Consider the following 24,205-nt stretch of genomic DNA (forward strand, 5'->3'; position numbering starts at 1 on the left):
CGCCGTCGGTGTTGTTCTGGAGGGCGAAGAGGACCTGGAAGAGCGGGTGACGGCCAAGCGACCGGGCCGGGTTCACCTCCTCGACAACCCTCTCGAAGGGAACGTCCTGGTGCGCGTACGCCCCCAGCGACGCCTCCCGCGTCCGCTCCAGCACCTCCAGGAACGTCGGCTCACCCGAGAGATCGTTCCGCACCACCAGCGTGTTCACGAAGAAACCCACCAACGCGTCCAGCGCCTCATCCGTACGCCCCGCGATCGGCGTCCCCACCGGCACGTCGTCCCCGGCGCCCATACGCGACAACAACACCGCGAACGCACTCTCCAGCACCATGAACAACGTGGTACCCGTCCGCCCCGCCAACTCCCGCAAACCAGCGTGCGTCACCGCATCCAGCTCCACCGCGAGATGATCCCCACGAAAAGTCGCCGCCGCCGGACGCACCCGGTCCACCGGCAACGTCACCTCCTGCGGCAGCCCCCCCAACACCCCCCGCCAATACGACAACTGCCGCACCTGCCGACTACCCGGATCATCCTCCGACCCCAGCAACTCCCGCTGCCACAACGCGTAATCCGCGTACTGCACCGGCAACGGCTCCCACCCCGGAACCCCACCGGCCAACCGCGCCTGATACGCCGCCGAAAGATCACCCAGCAACGGACCGACCGACCACCCATCACTCACGATGTGATGAGCCACCAGAGCCAACGTCCACTCCCCCGGCCCCACCACGAACAACACCGCCCTGAACGGCGGCTCCGCCACCAGATCGAACGGCGCCCGCGCGATCTCCGCAAGTCGGGCGTCGAGCTGGTGTGCCGCACAGGTGACGGTACGCAGTACACCGCCCGTCGTCCGCTCGGGCAGCACCCGCTGCTCGGCCTCTGACCCGTCCTGCGTGGGCACCAGGACCGTACGCAGCGCCTCGTGCCTGTTCAGTACATCGGTGAGCGCCGCGTCGAGCGCGCCCACGTCCAGTTGTCCGGACATCCGCACGGCAAAGGGCACGTTGTATGTGGCGCTGGGGCCTTCCAGCCGGTCGATCACCCACATCCGGCGCTGGGCGAAGGACAGCGGCACCGTGTCGCCGCGTTCGGCGGTCGTGAGGCGGGGCCGGGCGAGGCCCGCGTCCGTCTGGCGCGCGAGGGCGGCGACGGTCGGGTGGTCGAAGACGTCGCGCAGGGAAAGTTCGGCGCCGAAGGTGCCCCGTATCCGGCTCAGCAGCCGGGTCGCCAGCAGCGAATGACCGCCCAGCGCGAAGAAATCGTCATCAATGGTGACCGAGGCCAGCCCCAGCAGATCCGCGAACAACCCGCACAACACCGCCTCCCGCTCACTGCGCGGGGCACGACCCGCCGACAGCCCAGCGAAATCCGGAACCGGCAAAGCCCTCCGGTCCAGCTTCCCGTTCCCCGTCAACGGCAACGCGTCCAGAACCACGAACGCCGCGGGCACCATGTACTCCGGCAACACCCCCGCCACAGCAACCCGCGCCCGGAGAGGCCCGGCGAAGTTCTCGTCGCCGACGACGTAGGCGACCAGTTGCTTCTGGCCAGGGCGGTCCTCCCGTACCACCACGGCGGCGCGGACGACGCCCCGAAGCCGCGCGACGGCGGCCTCCACCTCGCCGGGTTCGATACGGAAGCCGCGGATCTTGACCTGGTCGTCGACCCGGCCCAGGCACTCCAACGCCCCGTCCCCGGTCCAGCGGCCGAGGTCCCCCGTGCGGTACATCCGCTCGCCCGGCGCCCCGAACGGGCAGGCCACGAACCGCTCCGCGGTCAGCCCCGACTGGCCCACATAGCCGTGCGCCAGCCCCTCGCCCGCAAGGTAGATCTCGCCGCTGCGGCCCGGCGCGACCGGCCGCAGTCGCGCGTCCAGCACATACGCCCGTTTACCGGCGATCGCGGCCCCCACGGGGACGGAGGCGCCTTCCGCCTCGCGCGCGCTGACCGGGTGACGCGTCGCGAAGATCATCGCCTCGGCCGGCGCGTACCCGTGGACGAGCCGCAGGCCAGGGCGCGCGGCCAGCAGCCGGGCCAGGTGGGCGGTGGACGGCGCCTCTCCACCGGTCAGCACCCTGCGGACCGTGCCGAACGTCTCCGGGTGCGTATCGACCAGATGGTTGAGCAGGCTCGCGGAGGCGTACATCGTCGTCACCGCGTGCTCTGCCGAGAGCGAGGCGATCAGCTCGGGTTCCGGCCGGGGGCCGGGCTGGAGCACCGCGACGGCTCCGGACAGGAGCGGGCCGAACAGCTCCAGCAGAAAAGCGTCCCAGGAGACGGGCGAAGACTGCAACCACACCTCATCGGGCCCTGGCGCGACGAAGTCCTGGCCGGTCACCGTCGCCGTGATCGCGCGGTGCGGGGCCACCATCCCCTTGGGGGCGCCGGTGGAGCCCGAGGTGAACATGAGGACTGCGGGGTCGTCGGGACGCACGCGGGGCAGAGGCGTCCTCTGCCGCCCGGCGGCGCCTTCTCCCTCGTCCGGGACGGCGGAGGAGTCGACGAGGAGGGGGCCGGGGATGTCCGGCCACCGCCCGGCCAGCTTCGCGTCGGTGACGGTCGCCCGTACCCCGGCCAGTGCGGCCACCGTCGCGAGCCGCTCCGGCGGGTGCTGGAGGTCCAGCATCGTGAACGCCGAGCCCGCCTTCAGTACGGCGAGCACCGCCACGACCAGATCGGTGCCACGGTGCAAGTGGATACCGGTCACAGTGCCGGGGCCGACGCCGTGGCCGACCAGCCGACGCGCGAGCCGGTCCGCCCGGGCGTCCAGTTCCCCGTACGACATCCGCCGGGAACCCGCGACGAGTGCGGTGGCCGCGGGGTACGCGGTCGCCCGCTCCGCGAACAGCTCGTGAACACAGGCACCGGCGACCGCGCGCGTCATTCCCACCATCTCCCCAGGGCTTCAAGGCTTCGTCTCGACTGCCGACCAGCCTGGTACCCGAGGCCGCGCACCAAGGGCAGTCGGCTGGGCAGGACACCGGCAACTTCCGGGCCCCGCCGGGGACACACCCCGCCCGGGACACACCGGGCCCTGGACCGGCGCCGGTCCAGGGCGGTGCCGCTCACCAGCGGCGGGTCTCCCCGAAGAAGTCCGGCATCATCTGGAGCCTGCCGGTCGCCCGGGCCCGTTCCAGTAGCAGATGGCCGACCGCGAGGTCCAGCACGCCAAGGCCGAACGGGGAGAACACCGTCGCCCGACCCGGGTCCGGCGTCACCGCGCCGTTGATCACCTGGGCCAGCGTCCCGGTCACGAAGTCCCGCCCACCGGTGAGTCGTTCGGCGAGGTGCGGCGAGGTCTCGGCCTTCATGCAGTGCTCGATGTCGTCGAAGACGTTGTTCACGTGGAGCAGCAGCTCGGGCGCCAGATCCCGCAGCGAGATGTTCAGCACGAGTTGCCCCGGCCGCAGGGTGGTCCCGGGGCCGATATAAGGCCGCGGCGCGGTCGTCGCCAGGACGAGCAGGTCGGCGTCGAGCGCCTGCTCCAGCGTCGCGGGCGCGGCCCGCGAGCCGTACCGCTCCGCCAGATGCCCGCTGAGCGCGGTGGCGGAAGCCTCGTCCAAGTCGTGGCAGTGCACCCGGGCGAGGGGCACCCCGGCCGCGACCAGGTAGCGACAGATCGTACGGGCGATCACCCCGCCTCCGACCACGCCGACCGAGGCCGGCGCGCGCCCGCCCAGGGCCGTCGCGGCCAGCGCCGCCGAGGCCGCCGTGCGAGCCGCGCTGACCCCGGCGGCCTCCATCATGGCAAGCGGATACCCGGTCTCGTAGTCGTTGAGGATCAGGACCGCCGACGCCCGGGGCAGGCCCGATGCCACGTTCCCGGGAAAGCTCGCGATCCACTTGATACCCGCGCGCCGCACCTCGCCGCCCAGGAAGGCGGGCAGCGCGATGATGCGGCTCTCCGGCTTCTCCTTGAAGCGCAGGAAGTAGCTGTCGGGGTTGACGCTGTCGCCGGACTCATGGGTCAAGTAGGCGCGTTCGACGCAGTCGATGACCTCGCGTTCGCGGCCGTCGAGCAGCGTGACGACATCCTTGCCGCCGAGCACGGAAAAATCTGGCATGGTGGGATTCCTGCCGTCGTAGGGAAACAGAGGCGTTGTTCCACGGGGAACAACGCTCAGACGGCCGCCGTCACCGGCCGGTCGAGAGCGGCGAGAGCGGCGGAGCCGAAGTGCTCCCTGACCCAGTGGTCGTCGTAGATGGAGTCCAGGTAGCCGTCCCCCATGTCGGGGGAGATCGCCAGCACGCGGCTGCCGGAAGCGATGCGGCCGGCGTAACGCTCCACCGCGGCCAGCACCGTCCCCGAGGAGCCACCGAGCAGCAACCCGTACCGGCGCGCGACCGCGCGGCACAGACGTACCGTGTCCGCCTCGTCGATCAGCACCTTGTCGAAGGAGCCGTCGTCGCGGTAGATCTCCGGCCTGCGGCTCGCGCCGAGGCCGGGGATGAAGCGCCGCCCCGGCGGCCCCCCGAAGGTGATCGAGCCCTTGGTGTCCACCGCGACGACAGCCGTGGGCGCCTGTCGCGCGCGCAGATGGGCGAGGAGTCCCATCAAGGTCCCTGAGGTTCCCGTACCGACGAAGAGCCAGTCCGGCGCGCCGAATTCGTCGAGGATCTCCGGCCCGGTGTGCTTGGCGTGCGCGGCGGAGTTGGCGGGATTGCTGTACTGGTTGAGCCAAAGCAGCCGGGGGTCCTCCATCAGCCGCTCCAGGATGTACTCGATCCGAGAGCGCAGGAACCCTCCGCTGCCGTCCCTCCGGTCGACGACGACGAGATCCGCGCCCAGCGCTCTGATGTACTTGACCGTGCGGGCATTGGCATTGGGATCGGTGACCAGAGTGAGCGGATATCCTCGCGCGGCACAGATCGTGGCGAGAGCGATACCGAGATTCCCCGAAGTGGACTCGATGAGGCGGGTGTCGGGGCCGATCCTGCCCGCGGCCTCCGCGCTGTCGATCAGTTCCCTGGCCGGCTTCACCTTGATGGAACCGGCGGGATTGAGCCCTTCGAGCTTCACATAGGTGTCGAAACTCGACTGGAAACCGGGCAGTTCGAGAAAGGAAAGACCTCCGGTGATGTCGGAGATTCGTTCGGCTATCAATGGTTGTCTCCGGTGTCGGCACATTCCGGTGTGACCGGTGGAAAGACCGACCCTGCCAGGGAACCCACCCTCGCCAGGGCAGTCCTCCCGGCAGTAACTCGGCGTCTTACTAGGCCACTTGCTCCATCAAACTGCCTCCTCACCGCCTCGACCCGCGTCCTCCCGCGCTCATAACGTTCGGGCCAACGGCGTTCCGGCCGCACGGCCACCGCGCCGAGAACCGTCAGAACATCCGACCTGAAAAGGGAGACAGCCATGACCGAGTCCCACGCCATCGAGAACACGCAGAGCACCGGGCCCACCGAGAGCGAGACGTTCGAGGCCCTGGTACACAACGAGTACGACCGTCCGCAGACCTGCCTCCTCCCCACCACCCGCTGAGCCGGAGGCCCGCTCCCATGCGCCTGCGCATATCGCCGCTATGCGTCTTCACCTGGCGCGACGGCCAAATGGTCTGCGACGACCCGGTACAGCGCAAGCAGCTGGCTCTGAGCCCGGCTGCCCAGCGGGTACTGCCTCATTTCGCGGACTGGGCGGAGGCGGGCGACGCCGCGGATTCGGTCTCGGTACCGAATCCGCGGCTGGTCCGCGACCTCCACAAGGCCCGCATCCTCGTCGAGGAAGGCTCGCCCGAGCACCGCCTCGCGGATTCGCTCGGCCCCTGGGAGCAATGGGGTACCGCGGCCACCTATTACCACCTGTCGACCAGGACCGCCCGCGATGAGCACTTCCTCACCGCGGCGGAGGACACCGACTGGCTGGTCGGCACCCTGCCGGACCGCCCGCAGCCCCCGGCACTCAAGGAGTACCCGGACGCCGCGCGCCATGTACTGCCGCCCGTGGACCGGCTGAAGCTCGCCGCCGGCGGGCTGAGGTCCGACGGGCTCGTGCCGGACGGGAGCGGGGCTGACAGGACCGCCTCCGACAGGCTCGCGTCCGTCCTGCGGGCCCGCCGCACCACTCGCGCCTTCGACGCCCACCGCGCCATGAGCGAGGAGGAGTTGTCGGTACTGCTGCACTGGGTGGCCGCCCCCCAGCACGAGGTCGGCTCGGCGACGCTGCGGCCCTCGCTGCTGCGGACCAGCCCCTCCGGAGGCGCCCGGCACTCGCTGGAGGTCTACCCGGTCGTCCTCGGCATCGACGGCGTACCGTCCGGGGTCTACCACTACCACCCCACCGCGCACGCCCTCGAACGCCTCGGCGAAGGACCGGTGACCGGCGCGGACGCCGCGGCGTGGTGCGGCGACCAGAGTTACGTGCGCGGTGCCGGAGTTCTGCTCTTCTACACCTCCGTACTGGACCGGGTGGCGTGGAAGTACCGCATGGCACGCACCTACCGGACGCTTTACATGGAGCTGGGCCACTTCAGCCAGACCACCTACCTGGTGGGGACGGCCCTGGGCCTCGGGGTCTTCTTCACCGCGGCCACCCGGGACGCGGCCGTCGAGGAGCTCCTCGGCCTGGACTGGCGCGAGGAGATCTTCCTCGGCCTCAACGGTGTCGGCGTGCCGAGCCCGGAGGAATCCCGGCGCCAGCGCGCGATGCTGGACGGGGGCCCGGCCGCGTTCTCCTTCGCCCGAGACGACTGGGACGGACTGGGCACATGACCCCCTCTTCCACCTCCGCTTCCACCCCCGCCCGGGCTATGAGAGGCGATACCCCGGGCACGGGCGCCCCCGGGATCGAGGCGCGGCTCGACCTCGCCCGGCTGGACCGCAACCTCGCGCGGCTGCACGGACGGGCCGCCGCCCGCGGCGTTCACGTACGGGCTCACGTGAAGGGCCACCGCACCGCCGAGATCGCCCGACGCCAAGTGGCAGCGGGCGCGACCGGGATCGCCGTCACCCAACTCGCCCAGGCTCGCGCGTACGTCGCCGCCGGTATCGACGACGTGGTCATCGCGCACCCCTGGCCCGAGCCATGGCGCTGGGAACTGATCGGCATGCTCGCACGGCACTGCCGCGCGAGCACGCACGTGAACAGCGTCGCGGCCGTGCACGGTCTCGCCGATGCCGCCGAACGGGCCGACGCCGTCCTCGGCGTACGGGTGCAGCTGGGCACCGGGTACGACGCCACGGCGACACCCGACGCCGAGCTCCTGGACATCGCCCGTGCGGTGACCGCGCGCCCGGCGCTGCGTCTCGACGGCGTCACCGCCTACCAAGCGCTCCTCACCGCGGAAGCGGCCAAGGAGCCGGCCGCCACCGGTCGCTCCACCGCCGCGTACGCCGTGCGGACCGCGCGGCTGCTGCGCGCCGCCGGGCTGCCCTGCCCGACGGTCACGGTCGGCGGGACGCCCACCGCCGGCGGCGCCCTCTCGGTGCCCGGGGTCACGGAGATCTGCTCGGGGGCGTACGCCCTGAACGACCTGGGCATGGTGGCTGTCGGCGCCTGCGCGCCCGACGATGTGGCCCTGACGCTGACGGTCACCGATCCGCAGCGGTGCGGGGAGGCGGCCCGGCTCCTCGACGCGCACCCCTACCCCTGGCAGTCCGCGCCGGACCCCTACCGGCCGGCGAGCGCGGTACCGCCCCATCGCCCGCTGAGCCCGCCCCACATCTGCGCGGTGACCCCGGGACTCGCGGCGATGACGGTGTACGCGGACGAGGCGGCGGAGCACGAAGGGTTCACTGGCACATGGCAGCTCCTGAACGAACAGGACCCGGCCCCCGGCAGCACCTCACCGACCGGCCGATCCCCGCGCGAGTCCCCCGCGAGCCCCGCGGGCGGCTGAGCACGCTGCGGATACCGGCCTTCCGGCTCTTCCTCGGCGCCCAGTTCGCGTCCGCGCTGGGGGATTTCATGGTCGCACCGGCCCTCGCCTTCGCCGTCCTCGACCTCACCGGCTCGCCGGGCGACCTCGGCCTGGTCCTGGCGGCGCGGGCCGTCCCCGTCGTGGTGTTCATGCTCCTGGGCGGGGTGCTCGCCGACCGGCTGCCCCGCCACCGGGTCATGATCGCCGCCGATGTGGCCCGGGTGCTCGGCCAGGGCACCGCCGCCGTCCTGGTCCTCACCGGGAGCGCGGCCGTGTGGCAGCTGGTCGTGCTCCAGGCGGTGCACGGCACGGCGAGCGCCCTGTTCACCCCCGCCGTCACAGGTCTCGTACGCGACACGGTGCCCCCGCCCGCCCGCCAGGGGGCCAACGCGCTGCGCGGCATGAGCCAGTCGGCCGCCATGATCGGCGGGCCCCTGCTCGGCACCCTGCTCGTCCTCACCGCCGGCACCGGCTGGGCCATCGCCGCGGACGCCACGACCTTCGCCGTCAGCGCCGCCTGCCTGGCGCTGCTGCGCGCGCCGTGCTCCATCCGGCCGCCCGCCCCCGCCCGCCCCCTGTGGAGCGATCTGCGCGAGGGATGGCGGGAGTTCAGCTCCCGGCCCTGGGTGTGGTCGATGATCGTGATGGCCTCGCTGACCAACATGCTGTACGCGGTCTTCACCGTGCTCGGCCCCGTACTGAGCGAACGGGAGCTGGGTGGCCGCGGGGCCTGGGGCCTGCTCCTGACGGCCTTCGGCGCGGGGGCGATCTGCGGCGGGGCCGCCGCGCTGTGGGTGCGCCCCGTCCGGCCGTTGCGCGCCGGGCTCCTCGCCGTGGCGCTGTTCGCCGCTCCCCCGCTGGTGCTTTCGCAGGCCGGGTCGCCGTTGCCCGCGGCCCTCGCGGTGTTCCTCGGCGGATGCGGTCTGATGCTCTTCAACCCGCTGTGGGAGACGGTCCTCCAGGCGGGAGTGCCCGCCGCGGCGCTCTCCCGGGTCAGCGCGTACGAGTGGTTCGGGTCCTGCGCCGCCCAGCCTCTCGGCCTCGCCCTGGCGGGTCCCCTCGCCGCCCACGCCGGCCTGCGCACCACCCTGCTGGCCACCGGGCTCGGCCAGCTCCTCATCAGCCTCGCCCCTCTCGCCCTGCGCGAGGTCCGTGAATACCCCGCCCCGGACCAGGGCACCGCGACGGAAGGAAACCTCCAGTGACCAGAACGAACGGGGAAGCCCCCGGTGCCGGCCCGGACCGCTCCTGGATGCACGATCTGCGCCGGGGGAGAGTCCCCGGCCCCCGGCTCTCCCAGCAGCGGGTCGTCGACGGTATGGGGCCCGGTACCCGCAGCGTGCACGCCGGCACCCACGAGGATCCGATCACCGGCGCGGTGGGCACCCCGGTGTTCCAGACCAGCACCTTCCGGTTCACCGAGGACACGTACCAGGCCTTCGACCAGGGCCATATCCGGGACGTCCCGATCTACGGGCGCTACGGCAGCCCCAACCAGTGGGCCGTCCAGGAGAAGGTCGCCTCGCTGGAGAACGCGGAAAGCGCCCTCGTGTTCTCCTCCGGCATGGCGGCCATCACCACCACCCTGCTCGCCCTGACCAACCGGGGCGGTCACATCATCTCCTCCCGTGATGTCTACGGGGGCACGTACAACCTGCTGCGCGAGGACATGCACCAGCTGGGCCGGGAGGTCACCTTCACCGACCCGACCGATATCGACGCCGTCCGCGCGGCCGTGCGGGACAACACGCAGGTGCTCTTCTTCGAGGTGCTCTCCAACCCGCTGCTGAAGGCCGCCCCGCTGACCGAGCTGGGGCGCCTCGCGAGGGAGCGGAACCTGCTGCTGATCGTGGACGGCACCTTCCTGCCCCCGGTGTGCCTGCGTGCCCTGGACCACGGAGCCGACTTGGTCGTGCACAGCGCGACCAAGTACCTGGGCGGCCACAGCGACCTCACGGCCGGTGTCGCCGCGGGCTCGCGCAAGTACGTGGACCGGGTCTGGTCGCAGCTCCTCAAGTTCGGCGGCTCGCTCGACGCGCTGACGTGCTTCCTGCTGGAGCGCGGCATGAAGACGCTGGCGCTGCGGATGCGGCAGCACCACACGAACGCCTCCTCGCTCGCCGGCTTCCTCGCGGAACACCCCGCGGTACGCCGCGTCCACCACCCCTCGCGCCCCGATTACCCGTATCCGTGGCTGCGCAAGCTGTGCCGGGAGGGCTTCGGCGGAATGGTCTCCTTCGAGCTGCGCGGCGGGGACGAGGCCGCCCTGAAGCTGCTGGACCGGCTGCGCATACCGGTGGTCGCCACCAGCCTCGGCGGTGTCGAGTCCCTGGTGAGCCTGCCGTTCAACACCTCCCACAGTTTCCTGACCGAGCGGCAGCGCGCCGCCATCGGCATCGCCCCCGGCCTGGTCCGGTTCTCCGCGGGGATCGAGGACACGGCCGATCTCCGGTCCGACCTGGCACAAGCCCTGGACACCCTGTGAGATCCGGCACGACACCGCACACCCACCAAGGGCACGACCGGCACCACAGGAACGACCGGCGCCGGCACCCGCACCGCAGACACTTTCGGACAGGAGACCCATGCGCAACGGCCTGAACATCACCGGTGTCTCGGAGACGGTGCACGAGATCCGCGAGTCGCCCGCCGAAGCCGTCGCCGACTTCGCCGTCTCCGCCCCGGACGTGGCGAGCCCGCCCGGCACGGTCACCAGCAGGACGCTGACCGCGCGCAACGGTACGGTCCGAATGGCCAGGGACTTCCGGCTCACCCACCGCCTCGCCCTCGCCCCGGACACCCCGGCCGCGCCGGGCGCCCTCGCCCCGACCCCGTACGAAGCCGCCCTGGCCTCGCTCGGCGCCTGCGTCCTGGTCACCACCGTCAACGGCTGCACGGCACGGGGCATCACCCTGGGCGGCATCAGCGTCACGGTCCGGGCCGAACTGCCGCTGGCCGCGGACGGCACCCCCGCGCCCGGACGGCCGCTGGAGGACATCGGCTGGCGCTGCGAGATCGACTGCGAGGCCCCCACGGACGTACTCCGCTCCGTGAGCCGGCTGGTGACCGCCTTCAGCCCCAATCACCGCGCCTTCCTCGACGCGGCCCCCCTCACGCCCCCTCTCACGCCCGGGCCGGCCACCGCCCCGGGCGACGGGAGCTGCTCCATCGAAGCGGTGGTCGTCTGGGAGTACGGCTCCGAAGCCGTCTGCCGCACGACGCTCACCGTCGGCGGCGTGCGCCACACCGCCGCCCCGTTTGGTGTGGACCAGGCCAAGCAGATGCTCGGCATCGACAAGGCCCCGAACTCTCAGGAAGTCCTTCTGGCCGCCCTCTCAGCCGAGCTGAGCGGTCTGCTCCCCGAGGTGCCGCCCGGCGCGCTGCTGGCGGCCGGCCGGATCGACACCCAGGGGATGCTCAACATCGTCCGCGAGGTGCCCAGCTCCTTCCACCGGCTACGGCTCAGCACCACCGGTGTGCCGGAGAGCGCTCTGCCCGGGGCGGTGACCCGGGCCGTCCTGCCCGCCACCCTGTCCACCGCCCGGCCGATCGTCGTGGAACTGTGGCACAACGGCGTACGCGCGCTGCGCCACACCAGCACGAGCGAGGACGCGGAAGCTGTCCGCGACGAGCTGACCAACGCCTCCTGAAGCGGACGACGAAACGGAGGGCCGCCGTCACCGGCGGCCCTCCGTCACATCCACGCGTCGTCGCCGTCCCGCTCGGCGGCGGTCTCCTCGCTGAGCAGACAGTCGCCGTCCCGCTCGGCGGCGGTCTCCTCGCTGAGCAGACACCCCACCGCCATCGCGGACCGCCGGGACGCGTCCCGCGCCCGCCGCAGTAACTCCGCCCGCCGCCCGGCGGGTAAGGGATACCGGCTGCTGCGCAGAAGGTGCAGCACTGTCTCCAAGCCGCCGACCAGCGCCACTTCCAGCAGATCCACCGGCAGCCCTGGCTCCGGGACACGGGCCCGTTCGGCGAGCAGGCGCGTGATCTGCTGCTCGGCCCGCGCGAGCAGCTCGGGCTGCTCGCTCACGTGGCGCCGCCGACGCCGGCCGGTCGCAGATCCGTCCAGTGCTCCTCCACATACGCCAGGCAGGCGGACCGGTCGGTGCGCGGAAGCGCCGTGGTCCATCCTTCCGGAACACCGAGAGAGGCCGGCCACAGCGAATGCTGGTTCTGATCGTTGACGAGCACGGTGTATTCGGCCTTGTCGTCCTCGAAGGGGTTGGTCATCTCAGCTCCAGTGCCTGCCGTCACGAGTGGGGAACTTCCCGCAGGCTAATGAGCGGCGCCCCAGCGAAACGGCAGCGCGGAAGGCAGCTCGCAGGCAGTTCCCACGCGAAACCCACACGCGCCCGAGCACCGCCCGTCCTCCCGCCGCGCACGGGAAGGGCGACGCCTTCATCGTCCGCGCCTGCCGCGGCGCGTCGATCGCCCGCACGATCAGGGCCCACGCGTCCGGCGCGCCGGTGAACCAACCCGACCGCGACACGGCGAAGCCCCCCTCGCACACGGCGAGGGGGGCTCTGACCTGCGGTGGACCCTAGGAGAGTCGAACTCCTGACATCCGCCATGCAAAGACGGCGCTCTACCAACTGAGCTAAGGGCCCTGGATGTGCTGCCACCGCCGGAAGCGACGCTGACACCTGGCACAGGATAGCGGTACACCCCCCGGCTTCCGCAAAAGCGATACGGACGGCCGCGCGGGGGCGTCGTTGGGGCTGCCCTCGGCGCGGGCCGCTCCGTAGGATGCGCTCAGGCACGTGGGGCCGGAGCGGGACCGGGGAACGGACCGTCGGCGCACGGCCGGTGGTTCGCCCGTACGAACCGCGCCTGTGGGGAAGCCAAGGGGAGACGCACCATGGACGCAGCACAGCAGGAAGCGGCGGCGAGAGCGGCGACGGCGGGGGAGAGCGCCCGGCTTCCGCAGCCCTCCACGGAGACCGCCCGTCTCCCGCGGGAAGAGGTGCCGGAGACGGCCCGGACACACGAGGACCGTGGCCGCCACCAGGAAATCGCCGCGAAGTCACGGGAGTTGCAGCGCGTCTGGTACGGGGAGCCGCTCGGCACCCTTTTCCGCCGCCTCCTCGACGACCTCGGCCTCAACCAGGCCCGCCTCGCCGCGGTCCTCGGCCTCTCCGCACCGATGCTCTCGCAGCTCATGAGCGGCCAGCGGGCGAAGATCGGCAATCCAAGCGTCGTCCAGCGCGTCCAGCTCCTCCAGGAGCTCGCGGCCCAGGTCGCCGACGGCAGCGTCCCGGCCGCCGAGGCCACCGTCCGCATGGACGAGATCCGCGCCTCGCGCGGCGGCTCCGTGCTCTCGACGGGGCAGACCGGCTCGACGAGCGGCGGAGCCCCCACCGTGCGCCGCGTCGTCCGCGAGATGCAGGCCCTCCTGCGCTCGGTGGCCTCCGCCCAGGACATCGTCGCCGCCGCCGCGCTGATCGCCGACGACCACCCCGAACTCGCCGAACTGCTGCGGGTGTACGGGGCCGGGCGCACCTCCGAGGCCATCGACCACTACGCCACGCACCAGGGCTGAGCCGCCGCGATGGCCGAGATCTTCGCGGGCCGCTACGTCCTCGCCGACCCCATCGGGCGCGGCGGCGCTGGCGCCGTCTGGCGCGCCTGGGACCGGCGCCGCCGCCGCTACGTCGCGGCGAAGGTGCTGCACCGCCGCGACGCGCACACGCTGCTGCGCTTCGTACGGGAACAGGCCCTGCGCATCGACCACCCGCACGTCCTCGCCCCGCGCAGCTGGGCCGCCGACGACGAGCAGGTCCTCTTCACGATGGACCTCGCGCGCGGCGGCAGCGTCGAGCGGCTCGTCGGGGACTACGGGCCGCTGCCGCCCGCGTACGTGTGCGTCCTGCTCGACCAACTCCTCGCCGGGCTCGGCGCGGTGCACGCCGAGGGCGTCGTCCACCGCGACGTGAAACCGGCGAACCTCCTCCTCGAAGCGACCGGGACCGGTCCACCGCACCTCTGGCTCTCCGATTTCGGCATCGCGGTGCACCGCGACGAACCGCGACTGACCGAACCGGACCACGTCGTCGGCACCCCCGGCTGGATCTCCCCCGAACAGCTCCTCGGTGCCGAACCGGACGTGCCCGCCGACCTCTACGCGGCCGGGCTCGTCGCGATCCACCTCCTCACCGGCGGACGCCCCGACGCGCAGGGCCTCGTCTCGGCCTACGCGCGCGGCGTCCCGCCCGCCCCGCGCGACATCCCCGCGCCGCTGTGGGAGGTGCTCGGCCCGCTCCTCCACCCCGATCCGCAGCGCCGCTTCCGTACCGCGACGGCCGTGCGCAAGGCTCTCGCCGAGGCCGCACGGCTCCTGCCGGCCCCGGGCACGGACGAGGAGCCCATCGAGGTCTTCGACCAACTCGGCCCGCCCCCGCCGGGCTTCACCGAGCAAGGCCCGCTCCCGCGCCCCTTCGACCCGGAAGTCCCGTACGCGGAGAGCGCGCCCCCCTCCGCGTACGGGACACCGCAGTCCCCGGCCTCCGGCCCCCTGCCGCACGCGGCCCCGACGACGACCGTGGCCCGCCCCGTACCCCCACCACCCGCGCACCCACCGGCGCCGGGACCCGTACCCCCGCACGCGGACCCGACGGCGCCTGAGCGGCCGCGCGGTGGCGGGCCGCCGGCCAAGGTCGCGGTGCCCGTGCTGCTGCTCGCGCTGCTGTGCTTCGCCGTGGGCTTCTGGGCGCTCACCCAGGCCCCCTGAGCGGTGCTCAGGTGCTCCGCCGCCCGCGCAGCCGCCACGCGCCCAGCCACCCCACCAGCGCGAGACCCGCGGCGAAGGCGCCCACCGCGAGCCACCTCATCCCCTCGCCACCCGACGCCGCGGCCCGCCGCTCCCCCCGGGGCCCGCTCACCTGCGGGTCCCCGCCGGCCTGGAAGATTCCCGGGTCCCCCGCGTACGTGACGGCCTGGCCCGCGCGCCCCTCGTCCCGCACCGCGACCCGCAGGACGATCCCGAGCGGCTCGTCCCCGTAGGCGGCAGCGAGTTCCGGGCTCAGCGAGACCCGCACGACGTAGGTGCCCGGGAAGCGCAGCGCGCGCAGGCCGCCGCCCGCGTAGCGGTTGGCGAAGGCGACGGGGGCACCCGCGTCGAGGTGCGCCGAGGACGGCGCGCCCGCGTAGAAGGCGCCGTCCGAGACGACCTCGGCCCGTACGGGGCTGTCGAGCGAGGCACGCAGCGCCGACGCGACGGTCCCACGGCCCGAGCCGCCCGCGACGGCGCTGCCCAACTCGACCTCCACGAAGGCGCGTCGACCCCAGTCGAGCGGCAGCGCGTAGTACCGGGTCGTGCCGGGACGCAGCCGGTCGCGCCAGGTCCCCGGACCGATGCGCGCCTTGTCACCCAGGTCCGCGGGGCCCTTGCCGCCCGCGCGCTCGCGGGGCGTCCCGCCGGGCGGCGCGGGTGGCGAACTCGTGGCACGCGGCGGGGCGGAGGCCAAGGGAGCGGTGCGCGGCGCGGGCTCGGTGAAGAGCCGCAGGTCGAGCGCCCAGGCGTCGAGCGAGGGCGCCACCTCCTCCGTACCGTGCCCGGTCGTGCGCTCCACGACGACGTAGTACGTGCCGGGCGCCGCGCACCTCCCGGCGGGCCGGGGCGCCTGCTCGACGACCGCGCCCAGGGGGCGTGCCCACAGCGTCCCGGCCGCGTTCGCGTCCGCGCTGTCGCAGTACCCGCCCTCGGGGTCGCGCAGCGTGACCCGCACCCCGTCCCCGTAGGTCAGCCGCGTCCCCGCGGGCGGCACGGCGACGACGGAGGCGTAGGACTCGCCGCCGCCCGGGAGTTCGACGCGGTAGTACAACGCCCCGTCGGCGGGCCGCACGCTGCTGCGGTACGGGGTATCGCCGTCCAGTACGGGCGCCTCCGCGCTCGACGCGACGCCCCGCACCGTCCGCGTGCCGGGAGCGAAGGCGTAGTCGCCGAAGGGGTCCCGCGCCGCAGGTACGGGGCCCGCCCCCGCGAGTACGAGGCTCAGCCCGAGCACCGCGCCCGCGCCCCCGCGCCCCGCCGTCCGTACGCGCCCGCCCCGCATCCGCAGCCCCCGTTCCCCCGGGAGCCCGCGCCCCCACGCCCGGCCCATCCTGCCGCCCCGCACGGCCCGCTGTCCCGCGCGCGTACCGAATTGGCGTGCGTGGGGGGCCCGTTGGGACGGCGGGTGTGCCCCGGCACACCCGGCGGTGTGCCTCAGCGGTCCGGACACGGCGACGGGCCCCGGCCGCCCTCGGCGACTGGAGCCCGTTCAGCAGGAGCGCGACTGCTCAGGAACCCGAGGGAACCGAGTCGGTCGCCTCCGTCCACAGATCCTGCTCGGCGCGATCCGCCTGGATCTGGCGGTACACGAGGAGCCCGCCGATGGCGGCCAGTGCGACCAGGAGAAGCTTCTTCACCGCGCGACCTCGTCCTTCTTTGACGTTCAGGGACCTCTGTCGCCCGACTATACACACCGGCCCATACCACTCGGTGCCCCCTTCGGCACCCCGGACGACGGCCGTTCCCCGGTCCGTCACCGGGCCTCCGTCCGAGTGACGTTCATCAGAAGATCTGCGCGCCACGGGCGTCGCTCCCCCCTGTGACGCCGCCGGTACACATCATGAGGAAGTACGCAAATCGCCCAAGCTGAAAGTGAGCACACCGTGGCTGCCCAGACCTTCTCGACGCTGTGGAAGGCGCTCGTCGGCGCCTTCCTCGCGCTCTTCGCCTTCCTCGGCCTCGCGGCCGCCCCCGCCCAGGCCGCCACCCCCGCGACCCCCGCCCCGCAGCCGCGCGACCTCCCCCGCGAGGAGAGCGGCCCGCAGGGCTTCGCCGTCGCGACGGCCCTCTTCGGGCCACCGCTCGTCCAGGGGCGTTCGCTGCCGCCCACGATGAAACAGCGCATCAGGGCCGAGCAGCACGGCTCCTCGCCCTCCTGCCGCCAGCTCGTCGTCCCGCTCGACCACCCGTACACCACGGGCCCGGCCCCCGCACGGCCCGCCGCACGCGCGGCACTCGGCACACCCCGTACGACAGCCGCGGCGGTGTGCCCCGTCACGGCGACCGAGCAGACCACGACAGCCACCCCCGAGCCGGCCGCGGACACCCTCGCACAGCCGCTGCCCGCCGCCCGCCCCGCCGAGTCGGCGCCGCGGACGGACCCCGCCCCGCACGCGCTCGGCATCCCCGGCCCGGCCGACGCCCTCGACGCCGCCCTGTCCCGCTCCGCCGACGCCCCGCTCACGCTGCCCGGCATCCCGGCCGCCCGCGAGCACCACGACAGCGCGCGGACCCACACGTCGTCCGCCGGTTCCCGCGAGACGGCCCCGCTCGTCGCCTCGGCCCCGTGAGCCGTCCCCGCACGGGCGCGCACGCGCCGCCCCGCCCCGTACCGCGCGAGCACCACGACCCACCCACGGTCGCCCGAAGCCGGAAACCCTCACAGGCACCGCCACCGACACCGGCCCGGCCGCCCGCTCCACCACCAGGCCCCGCACCCGCACCGCCACCGGGGCAAGCCGCCCCGGCCCCGTACGACCCGCGCGGCGTCCCCAGGACCCGCCCGCACCCAGACAGCACCCCCAGCAGAGCCCTGGCCCCTTCAGCGCGCCATCCCTCAGCCCACCCCTGCCTCAGCGCCGCCCCTCATCGCACCCGCTACCGCGCACCCGCTACCGCACACCCACTTCAGCGCACCCGCTTCAGCACACCGCCCACGTCCCCCTGTTTGCCTATCCCTTTGCCGTCTCTGCCCGCCGCGCGCCCAGCGCACCCCGCCGCGCCCTGCGCACCCCGCCCCCGGCCCCTAGGCCGCAGGGGCCATTCGCCGTATCGATCCACGCGATCCCGCGCCCGCCCCGATGCCTCATCCCGCCCCGCCCAGCCCAGCCCCGTCCCGGCACAGCGAAAAGGCCCCCGGTCCTGAGACCGGGGGCCTTTCGTGTCGGTGGGGCTAACAGGACTTGAACCTGTGGCCTCTTCCTTATCAGGGAAGCGCTCTAACCGTCTGAGCTATAGCCCCGCGCGCTCGCGCGCTGACCTCTGAAGATTAGCGCACGAGGCGGCCAGTCCCAAAATCGGTTACTCGTCCTCGGCGAGCGTGAGCTCGACACCGCCGATGAAGCCGGCGGAGAGGTTGTAGATGAAGGCCCCGAGCGTGGCGAGCGCGGTCATCAGGACAACGTCGATGATCGCGATCACCGAGGTGAACATGAGCACGCGCGGCAGCGAGAGGAAGGACTCCAGATCGAAGCCGCCCCCGTCGCTGGAGCTCGTCGCCTCCGAGACCGTGTCGCCGACGGTGGAGAAGACGCCCATCGCGTCCATCACCATCCACAGCACGGCCGAGGCGACGATCGTGCAGATGCCGAGCGCGATGGAGAGCAGGAAGCTCACCTTCATGACCGACCACGGGTCGGCCTTGGCCACCCGCAGCCGTGCCTTGCGCGTGCGCGGCACCGGACGGGCGCCCGTACGCGGCTTGCGCACGCCGCGGCCCGCCGAGCCGCCGCCCGACGTCCCGCCCAGGCCGCCCATCGGGCCCTGGCCGCCCGTGGGCGGCTGGTACGCCTGCGGAGGCTGGTACGGGGCGGCTCCCGCGGACTGCGTGCTCGTCGCCGCATGGCCACCGGCGCCGCCGTGGCGGCCACCACCGGCCGCACTCGGCTGGCCTGTCTGCCCCTGCGGCTGCGGGCCCGCTGGGCCACTGCCGTAGGGATCGGGCCCGCCGCCGTACTGCTGCGCCTGCGGGCCTCGGGTATCGGTCACAGTTCCCCCCTGGGAATCCGGTGCGCGCCGGCGTCTGCCGCTCCCGGAACCACGGGCGCCCTCCGGCGGGGTCCCGCTGGTGCCCGCACCCGTGGTTCCAGTCACGTCCTCACTCCTCGCGCTTATTCGGCCGAGGGCTCCGTGCCCTCCGCCGTGCCCTCGGCCGGGTCCGCCTGGGGCTCCTCGTCAGGACCGTCCGCGTCGACCTCTTCGGCCTCGCGTCCGGCCTCGGCGTTGCGCGCGACGGCCACGACGGCATCGCGCTTGCCCAGGTTGATCAGTTGGACGCCCATGGTGTCACGGCCCGTCTGCCTGATCTCATTGACTCGCGTACGAATCACACCGCCCCCGAGCGTGATGGCGAGGATCTCATCGGTCTCCTCGACCACCAGCGCACCGACGAGCGAACCCCGGTCCTCGACGATCTTGGCAGCCTTGATGCCGAGGCCGCCACGACCCTGGACCCGGTACTCGTCGACGGGACTGCGCTTCGCGTAGCCGCCGTCGGTCGCGGTGAAGACGAAAGTACCCGGACGCACGACATTCATCGAGAGCAGTTCGTCTCCGTCACGGAAACTCATGCCCTTCACGCCCGAAGTGGCACGGCCCATCGGGCGCAGAGTGTCGTCCGTCGCGGTGAACCGGATCGACTGCGCCTTCCGGCTGATGAGCAGCAGATCGTCGTCGGCCGAGACGAGTTCGGCGCCGATCAGCTCGTCATCGCCACCGTCGTCGGTCTCGCGCAGGTTGATCGCGATGACACCGCCGGAGCGGGGCGAGTCGTAGTCCTTGAGCGAGGTCTTCTTCACCAGGCCGCCCTTGGTCGCGAGGACCAGGTACGGGGCCGCCTCGTAGTCCTTGATCGCGAGGATCTGCGCGATCGACTCGTCGGGCTGGAAGGCGAGCAGGTTCGCGACGTGCTGCCCGCGGGCGTCGCGGCCGGCGTCCGGAAGCTCGTACGCCTTTGCCCGGTAGACCCGGCCCTTGTTGGTGAAGAAGAGCAGCCAGTGGTGGGTCGTGGTGACGAAGAAGTGGTCGACGATGTCGTCTTCCTTCAGCTTCGCGCCCCGCACGCCCTTCCCGCCCCGCTTCTGCGAGCGGTAGTCGTCGGTACGGGTCCGCTTGACGTACCCGCTGCGGCTGATCGTGACGACGATGTCCTCCTCGGCGATCAGGTCCTCCATGGACATGTCGCCGTCGAAGGGCACGAGCTGGCTGCGGCGGTCGTCGCCGAACTTGTCGACGATCTGGCCGAGTTCGTCGCTCACGATCTGCCGCTGCCGCTCGGGCGAGGCGAGGATCGCCTTGTACTCGTCGATACGCCGCTGGAGCTCGTCGTGCTCCTGCATGAGCTTCTGCCGCTCCAGGGCCGCCAGGCGGCGGAGCTGCATCTCCAGGATCGCGTTCGCCTGGATCTCGTCGATCTCCAGGAGGCCCATCAGGCCGGTGCGCGCGTCCTCGACGGTGTCGCTGCGGCGGATGAGCGCGATGACCTCGTCGATCGCGTCGAGCGCCTTGAGCAGACCGCGCAGGATGTGGGCGCGCTCCTCGGCCTTGCGCAGCCGGAACCGCGTGCGCCGGACGATGACCTCGATCTGGTGCGTGACCCAGTGCCGGATGAAGGCGTCGAGGGAGAGCGTGCGCGGCACACCGTCGACCAGGGCCAGCATGTTCGCACTGAAGTTGGTCTGGAGGTCGGTGTGCTTGAAGAGGTTGTTGAGGACGACCTTCGCGACCGCGTCCCGCTTGAGGACGACGACGAGCCGCTGCCCGGTGCGCGAGGAGGTCTCGTCACGGACGTCGGCGATGCCGCCGATCTTGCCGTCCTTGACCAGGTCGGCGATCTTCTGGGCGAGGTTGTCGGGGTTGACCTGGTACGGCAGCTCGGTGACGACGAGGCACTGCCGGTTCTGGATCTCCTCGACCTCGACGACCGCGCGCATGGGGATGGAGCCGCGTCCGGTCCGGTAGGCCTCCTCGATGCCCTTGCGGCCGACCACGAGGGCACCGGTGGGGAAGTCGGGGCCCTTGATCCGCTCGATGAGCGCGTCGAGGAGTTCCTCGTTGCCCGCCTCGGGGTGGGCCAGGTACCACTGGGCACCGGCCGCGACCTCACGCAGGTTGTGCGGGGGGATGTTGGTGGCCATGCCGACCGCGATGCCCGCCGAGCCGTTGATCAGCAGGTTCGGGAAGCGCGCGGGCAGGACGTCCGGCTCCTGGGAGCGGCCGTCGTAGTTGTCCGAGAAGTCGACGGTCTCCTCGTCGATGTCCCGCACCATCTCCATCGAGAGGGGGGCCATCTTGCACTCGGTGTACCGCATGGCGGCGGCCGGGTCGTTGCCCGGCGAGCCGAAGTTGCCGTTGGAGTCGACGAGCGGCATGCGCATCGCCCAGGTCTGGGCGAGACGGACGAGGGCGTCGTAGATCGAGGAGTCACCGTGCGGGTGGTAGTTGCCCATGACGTCGCCGACGACGCGGGCGCACTTGTAGAAGCCCTTCTCGGGCCGGTAGCCGCCGTCGTACATCGCGTAGAGCACGCGACGGTGCACGGGCTTGAGCCCGTCCCGCACGTCGGGCAGCGCACGCGAGACGATGACCGACATCGCGTAGTCGAGGTACGAGCGCTGCATCTCGGTTTCGAGCCCGACGGGCTCGACGCGCATCGCGAGTCCTGCGACGCCCTCGTCGGCTCCGGGGATCGGCCCCGTGGGTTCCTCGTCGGGGGTGGGGGTGTTCTCGTCGGCCATGTGCCGTACTGGTCCTTTCGGCCTGCTCGCTATCCAGGGGCTGTCCGGCCCGGTGCTCCGGGCCCGGGCTCCGGTGGCCGGGGGCGCGCGGGCCGCCGGCCACCGGAGGGGGATGCCTAGATGTCGAGGAAGCGGACGTCCTTGGCGTTGCGCTGGATGAACTGGCGGCGCGCCTCGACGTCCTCGCCCATGAGGACGGAGAAGAGGTCGTCTGCCTGAGCGGCGTCGTCGAGGGTGACCTGGCCGAGGACACGGTGGTCCTGGTCCATCGTCGTCACCCGCAGCTCCTCGGCGTCCATCTCGCCGAGCCCCTTGAAGCGCTGCACCGCGCCCTCGCGCAGCCGCTTGCCGTTCTCGCGGCCCAGGGTGATGAGCGCGTCCCGCTCGCGGTCGGAGTAGGCGTAGTCCACGTCGTCCTTGCCCCACTTGATCTTGTAGAGCGGAGGCCGCGAGAGGTAGACGTGTCCCGCCTCGACGAGCGGGCGCATGAAGCGGAAGAGGAAGGTCAGGAGCAGCGTGTTGATGTGCTGCCCGTCGACATCGGCGTCCGCCATCAGGATGATCTTGTGGTAGCGGAGCTTCTCGATGTCGAAGTCGTCGTGCACCCCGGCGCCGAAGGCCGAGATGAGCGCCTGGATCTCCTGGTTGTGGAGGATCTTGTCGACGCGGGCCTTCTCGACGTTCAGGATCTTGCCGCGGATCGGGAGGATCGCCTGGTACATCGGGTCACGCCCGGACTTCGCCGAGCCACCGGCGGAGTCACCCTCGACGATGAAGATCTCGCACTTGGTCGGGTCGTTCGACTGGCAGTCGGAGAGCTTCCCGGGGAGCGAGGCCGTCTCCAGGAGGCCCTTGCGCCGAGTGAGGTCGCGGGCCTTGCGCGCGGCGACACGGGCGGTCGCGGCGGAGATGCCCTTGCGGATGATGTCCGAGGCTTCGTTCGGGTTCCGGTCGAACCAGTCCGCGAGGCGCTCGTAGACGATCTTCTGCACGAAGGTACGGGCCTCGGTGTTGCCGAGCTTCGTCTTCGTCTGGCCCTCGAACTGCGGCTCACCGAGCTTCACGGAGATGATCGCCGTCAGGCCCTCGCGGATGTCGTCACCCGTGAGGTTCCCGTCCTTCTCGCGGAGCAGCTTCTTGTCACGCGCGTACTTGTTGACGATCGTCGTCAGCGCGCCGCGGAAGCCTTCCTCGTGCGTACCGCCCTCGTGCGTGTGGATCGTGTTCGCGAAGGAGTAGACCCCCTCCGTGTAACCGGCGTTCCACTGCATCGCGACCTCGACGGAGAGCAGCTTCTCCTTGTCCTCGGCCTCGACATCGATGACCGAGGGGTGAATGACCTCGCCCTTGCGGGAGTTGAGGTACTTCACGAAGTCGACGATGCCGCCCTCGTAGTGGTACGTGACGGTACGGGCCTCGGGCGGCTCCTCCGCGTCCACGACCTCGGCGCTGTCCGCGCCGACCGTGGCCTTCGCCGACTCGCGCTCGTCGGTGAGCTTGATGGTGAGGCCCTTGTTGAGGAACGCCATCTCCTGGAAGCGGCGCGCGAGGGTCTCGAAGGAGTACTCGGTGGTCTCGAAGACGTCGCCATCGGCCCAGAAGGTCACCGAGGTGCCGTGCTCCTGGGTCGCCTCGCCCTTGTGCAGGGGGGCGATCGGCACGCCGCGCTCGTACTGCTGGGTCCAGATGTGACCGTCGGTCTTCACCTCGACCTCGACGCGCGTGGAGAGCGCGTTGACGACCGAGACGCCCACGCCGTGCAGACCACCGGAGACGGCGTAGCCGCCACCACCGAACTTGCCGCCCGCGTGCAGGACGGTCAGCACGACCTCGACGGCCGGCTTTCCCTCCGAGGGCACGATGCCCACGGGGATGCCTCGCCCGTTGTCGATGACCCGGACGCCGCCGTCCGAAAGGATCGTGACGTCGATCGTGTCGGCGTGCCCGGCGAGGGCCTCGTCGACCGAGTTGTCCACGACTTCCTGGACGAGGTGGTGCAGGCCGCGCTCACCGGTCGAGCCGATGTACATGCCCGGGCGCTTGCGTACCGCGTCCAGTCCTTCCAGGACCGTGATCGCGCTGGCGTCGTAGGAGGCCTCGGGCAGGCTCGATGTTTCACGTGAAACATCGCCGCTCACCGCGTCCGCCTCCGCCTCGGCCGCCGCCGATGTTTCACGTGAAACATCGCTCTGCCCCGGCTCGGGCACAGCGCTGCGGCCGTCCTCGTCCGGGGTTGACGGATTGTTCTCGTTGGGGTTGCCGGAATCGGCCACGAAGCGCCCTTTCTGGCACAGCACAGACCTGAACCCGAAGGACGGGAGCGGCTGCGTCGTTCTGCTCGGCGTTAGTCGGCGGTGCGGTCTCGCGGTGTGCGAGTTGATGCGGGTGGTGCGGTGCTGCTGAAGCGGTACTCACCGAGTGTCGAGGTCTCGTCACTCGTCAAGCCCCCGCCCCGGGAGCGGGATTACTGCTCAGTCTACCGGTAACGCCGACAGTGATGGGGGTTTGCGGGTAGCTGAGTACGCATGTGCCGCCCTCAACCGACCACTTCCGACTCCCCATATGCGGACCGGGGCTCCAGGGGGCTCACAGCGGCACTCAGCGCTTCGGCCCGGTTCCGGGGTGTCAACCACCGGTGACGACTTCGCGCCGTACCCGCCGAAGCCCCGAAGACGCCCAGGTCAGAGCGGTGACCGCCGGGGTGAGCAAGCCCTTTCGGCGGGCGGGCGAGGACGGGCGGTGCGCCCGGAGCGGCACGAGGAGTACGGCGGGGGGCGGCGTGCCCGCGGCGGCTCCCGCGCACGGCGCGCACGGGAGGGGCGGGGGGTGGG

The 24,205-nt window shown here is 71.9% G+C and carries 19 protein-coding genes and 2 tRNA genes; 9 read left to right on the top strand and 12 right to left on the bottom strand.

Going from position 1 to position 24,205, the window contains the following annotated elements; all coding sequences use genetic code 11:
* From ACIP4O_RS00005 to sbnA, 3 genes are all read right to left on the bottom strand, one after another.
* The coding region (locus tag ACIP4O_RS00005) for an amino acid adenylation domain-containing protein (RefSeq protein WP_401569524.1) at positions 1 to 2,890 on the bottom strand (2,890 nt) is incomplete at its 3' end.
* A 181-nt stretch (positions 2,891 to 3,071) separates the two neighbouring features.
* The gene (gene sbnB, locus ACIP4O_RS00010) at positions 3,072 to 4,070 is read right to left on the bottom strand and encodes a 2,3-diaminopropionate biosynthesis protein SbnB (RefSeq protein WP_401569527.1); all 999 of its coding nucleotides are present in this window, start codon (positions 4,068 to 4,070) and stop codon (positions 3,072 to 3,074) included.
* Positions 4,071 to 4,126: 56 nt separating this feature from the next.
* Positions 4,127 to 5,110: a 2,3-diaminopropionate biosynthesis protein SbnA gene (sbnA, locus tag ACIP4O_RS00015; protein ID WP_401569530.1), complete on the bottom strand. Its 984-nt coding sequence runs from the start codon at positions 5,108 to 5,110 to the stop codon at positions 4,127 to 4,129.
* Positions 5,111 to 5,365: 255 nt separating this feature from the next.
* On the opposite strand from sbnA, the gene ACIP4O_RS00020 reads away from it, so the two are divergent.
* From ACIP4O_RS00020 to ACIP4O_RS00045, 6 genes are all read left to right on the top strand, one after another.
* Positions 5,366 to 5,491, top strand: coding sequence for a hypothetical protein (locus ACIP4O_RS00020; protein ID WP_401569532.1), 126 nt, complete (start codon positions 5,366 to 5,368; stop codon positions 5,489 to 5,491).
* Between the two features lie 17 nt (positions 5,492 to 5,508).
* Complete coding sequence (locus ACIP4O_RS00025; RefSeq protein ID WP_401569535.1) at positions 5,509 to 6,717, top strand: SagB/ThcOx family dehydrogenase; 1,209 nt, start codon at positions 5,509 to 5,511, stop codon at positions 6,715 to 6,717.
* A gap of 38 nt (positions 6,718 to 6,755) precedes the next feature.
* Positions 6,756 to 7,844 carry an alanine racemase gene (locus ACIP4O_RS00030; protein WP_401569538.1) on the top strand — a complete coding sequence of 363 codons (1,089 nt, stop codon included), beginning with the start codon at positions 6,756 to 6,758 and terminating at the stop codon, positions 7,842 to 7,844.
* Positions 7,748 to 9,070 (top strand): MFS transporter, encoded by a 1,323-nt coding sequence (locus ACIP4O_RS00035; RefSeq protein ID WP_401569540.1) that lies wholly within the window; start codon positions 7,748 to 7,750, stop codon positions 9,068 to 9,070. Before ACIP4O_RS00030 ends, ACIP4O_RS00035 begins: the two co-directional genes overlap by 97 nt.
* Positions 9,067 to 10,350: a trans-sulfuration enzyme family protein gene (locus ACIP4O_RS00040; protein WP_401569542.1), complete on the top strand. Its 1,284-nt coding sequence runs from the start codon at positions 9,067 to 9,069 to the stop codon at positions 10,348 to 10,350. Before ACIP4O_RS00035 ends, ACIP4O_RS00040 begins: the two co-directional genes overlap by 4 nt.
* A gap of 100 nt (positions 10,351 to 10,450) precedes the next feature.
* Positions 10,451 to 11,515, top strand: a complete 1,065-nt coding sequence (locus ACIP4O_RS00045) for an OsmC family protein (RefSeq protein ID WP_401569545.1) — start codon at positions 10,451 to 10,453, stop codon at positions 11,513 to 11,515.
* Between the two features lie 44 nt (positions 11,516 to 11,559).
* Here ACIP4O_RS00045 and ACIP4O_RS00050 read toward each other — a convergent pair whose 3' ends face one another.
* The 3 genes from ACIP4O_RS00050 to ACIP4O_RS00060 form a co-directional block, all read right to left on the bottom strand.
* Positions 11,560 to 11,901, bottom strand: a complete 342-nt coding sequence (locus tag ACIP4O_RS00050; protein WP_401569548.1) for a hypothetical protein — start codon at positions 11,899 to 11,901, stop codon at positions 11,560 to 11,562.
* Complete coding sequence (locus tag ACIP4O_RS00055) at positions 11,898 to 12,101, bottom strand: MbtH family protein (RefSeq protein WP_401569551.1); 204 nt, start codon at positions 12,099 to 12,101, stop codon at positions 11,898 to 11,900. Before ACIP4O_RS00055 ends, ACIP4O_RS00050 begins: the two co-directional genes overlap by 4 nt.
* Positions 12,102 to 12,405: 304 nt before the next feature.
* Positions 12,406 to 12,478 (bottom strand) — tRNA-Ala (locus ACIP4O_RS00060).
* Between the two features lie 251 nt (positions 12,479 to 12,729).
* Here ACIP4O_RS00060 and ACIP4O_RS00065 point away from each other — a divergent pair.
* Positions 12,730 to 13,410, top strand: a complete 681-nt coding sequence (locus tag ACIP4O_RS00065) for a helix-turn-helix domain-containing protein (protein WP_401569553.1) — start codon at positions 12,730 to 12,732, stop codon at positions 13,408 to 13,410.
* 9 nt (positions 13,411 to 13,419) lie between these two features.
* On the top strand, positions 13,420 to 14,598 hold the full coding sequence (locus tag ACIP4O_RS00070; protein ID WP_401569556.1) for a serine/threonine-protein kinase: 1,179 nt from the start codon (positions 13,420 to 13,422) through the stop codon (positions 14,596 to 14,598).
* A 7-nt stretch (positions 14,599 to 14,605) separates the two neighbouring features.
* Here the strand turns inward: ACIP4O_RS00070 and ACIP4O_RS00075 are convergent, their stop codons facing one another.
* A complete protein-coding gene (locus ACIP4O_RS00075) occupies positions 14,606 to 15,922 on the bottom strand; it encodes a hypothetical protein (RefSeq protein ID WP_401569559.1) in 1,317 nt (438 codons plus the stop codon).
* Between the two features lie 226 nt (positions 15,923 to 16,148).
* Entirely contained in the window at positions 16,149 to 16,277 is a 129-nt protein-coding gene (locus tag ACIP4O_RS00080; protein ID WP_007824483.1) for a DLW-39 family protein, read from the bottom strand.
* Between the two features lie 246 nt (positions 16,278 to 16,523).
* On the opposite strand from ACIP4O_RS00080, the gene ACIP4O_RS00085 reads away from it, so the two are divergent.
* On the top strand, positions 16,524 to 17,210 hold the full coding sequence (locus ACIP4O_RS00085) for a DUF6344 domain-containing protein (RefSeq protein ID WP_401569562.1): 687 nt from the start codon (positions 16,524 to 16,526) through the stop codon (positions 17,208 to 17,210).
* Positions 17,211 to 17,807: 597 nt separating this feature from the next.
* Here the strand turns inward: ACIP4O_RS00085 and ACIP4O_RS00090 are convergent.
* The 4 genes from ACIP4O_RS00090 to gyrB form a co-directional block, all read right to left on the bottom strand.
* Positions 17,808 to 17,881 (bottom strand) — tRNA-Ile (locus ACIP4O_RS00090).
* 59 nt (positions 17,882 to 17,940) lie between these two features.
* Positions 17,941 to 18,732, bottom strand: a complete 792-nt coding sequence (locus ACIP4O_RS00095; protein WP_401569565.1) for a DUF3566 domain-containing protein — start codon at positions 18,730 to 18,732, stop codon at positions 17,941 to 17,943.
* 17 nt (positions 18,733 to 18,749) lie between these two features.
* Complete coding sequence (gyrA, locus tag ACIP4O_RS00100) at positions 18,750 to 21,374, bottom strand: DNA gyrase subunit A (protein WP_401569568.1); 2,625 nt, start codon at positions 21,372 to 21,374, stop codon at positions 18,750 to 18,752.
* 116 nt (positions 21,375 to 21,490) lie between these two features.
* On the bottom strand, positions 21,491 to 23,671 hold the full coding sequence (gene gyrB / locus ACIP4O_RS00105; protein WP_361332727.1) for a DNA topoisomerase (ATP-hydrolyzing) subunit B: 2,181 nt from the start codon (positions 23,669 to 23,671) through the stop codon (positions 21,491 to 21,493).
* Positions 23,672 to 24,205 lie beyond the last annotated feature (534 nt).

The sequence above is a fragment of the Streptomyces sp. NPDC088923 genome, assembly GCF_044749745.1.
In the GTDB taxonomy this organism is placed as follows: Bacteria; Actinomycetota; Actinomycetes; order Streptomycetales; family Streptomycetaceae; genus Streptomyces.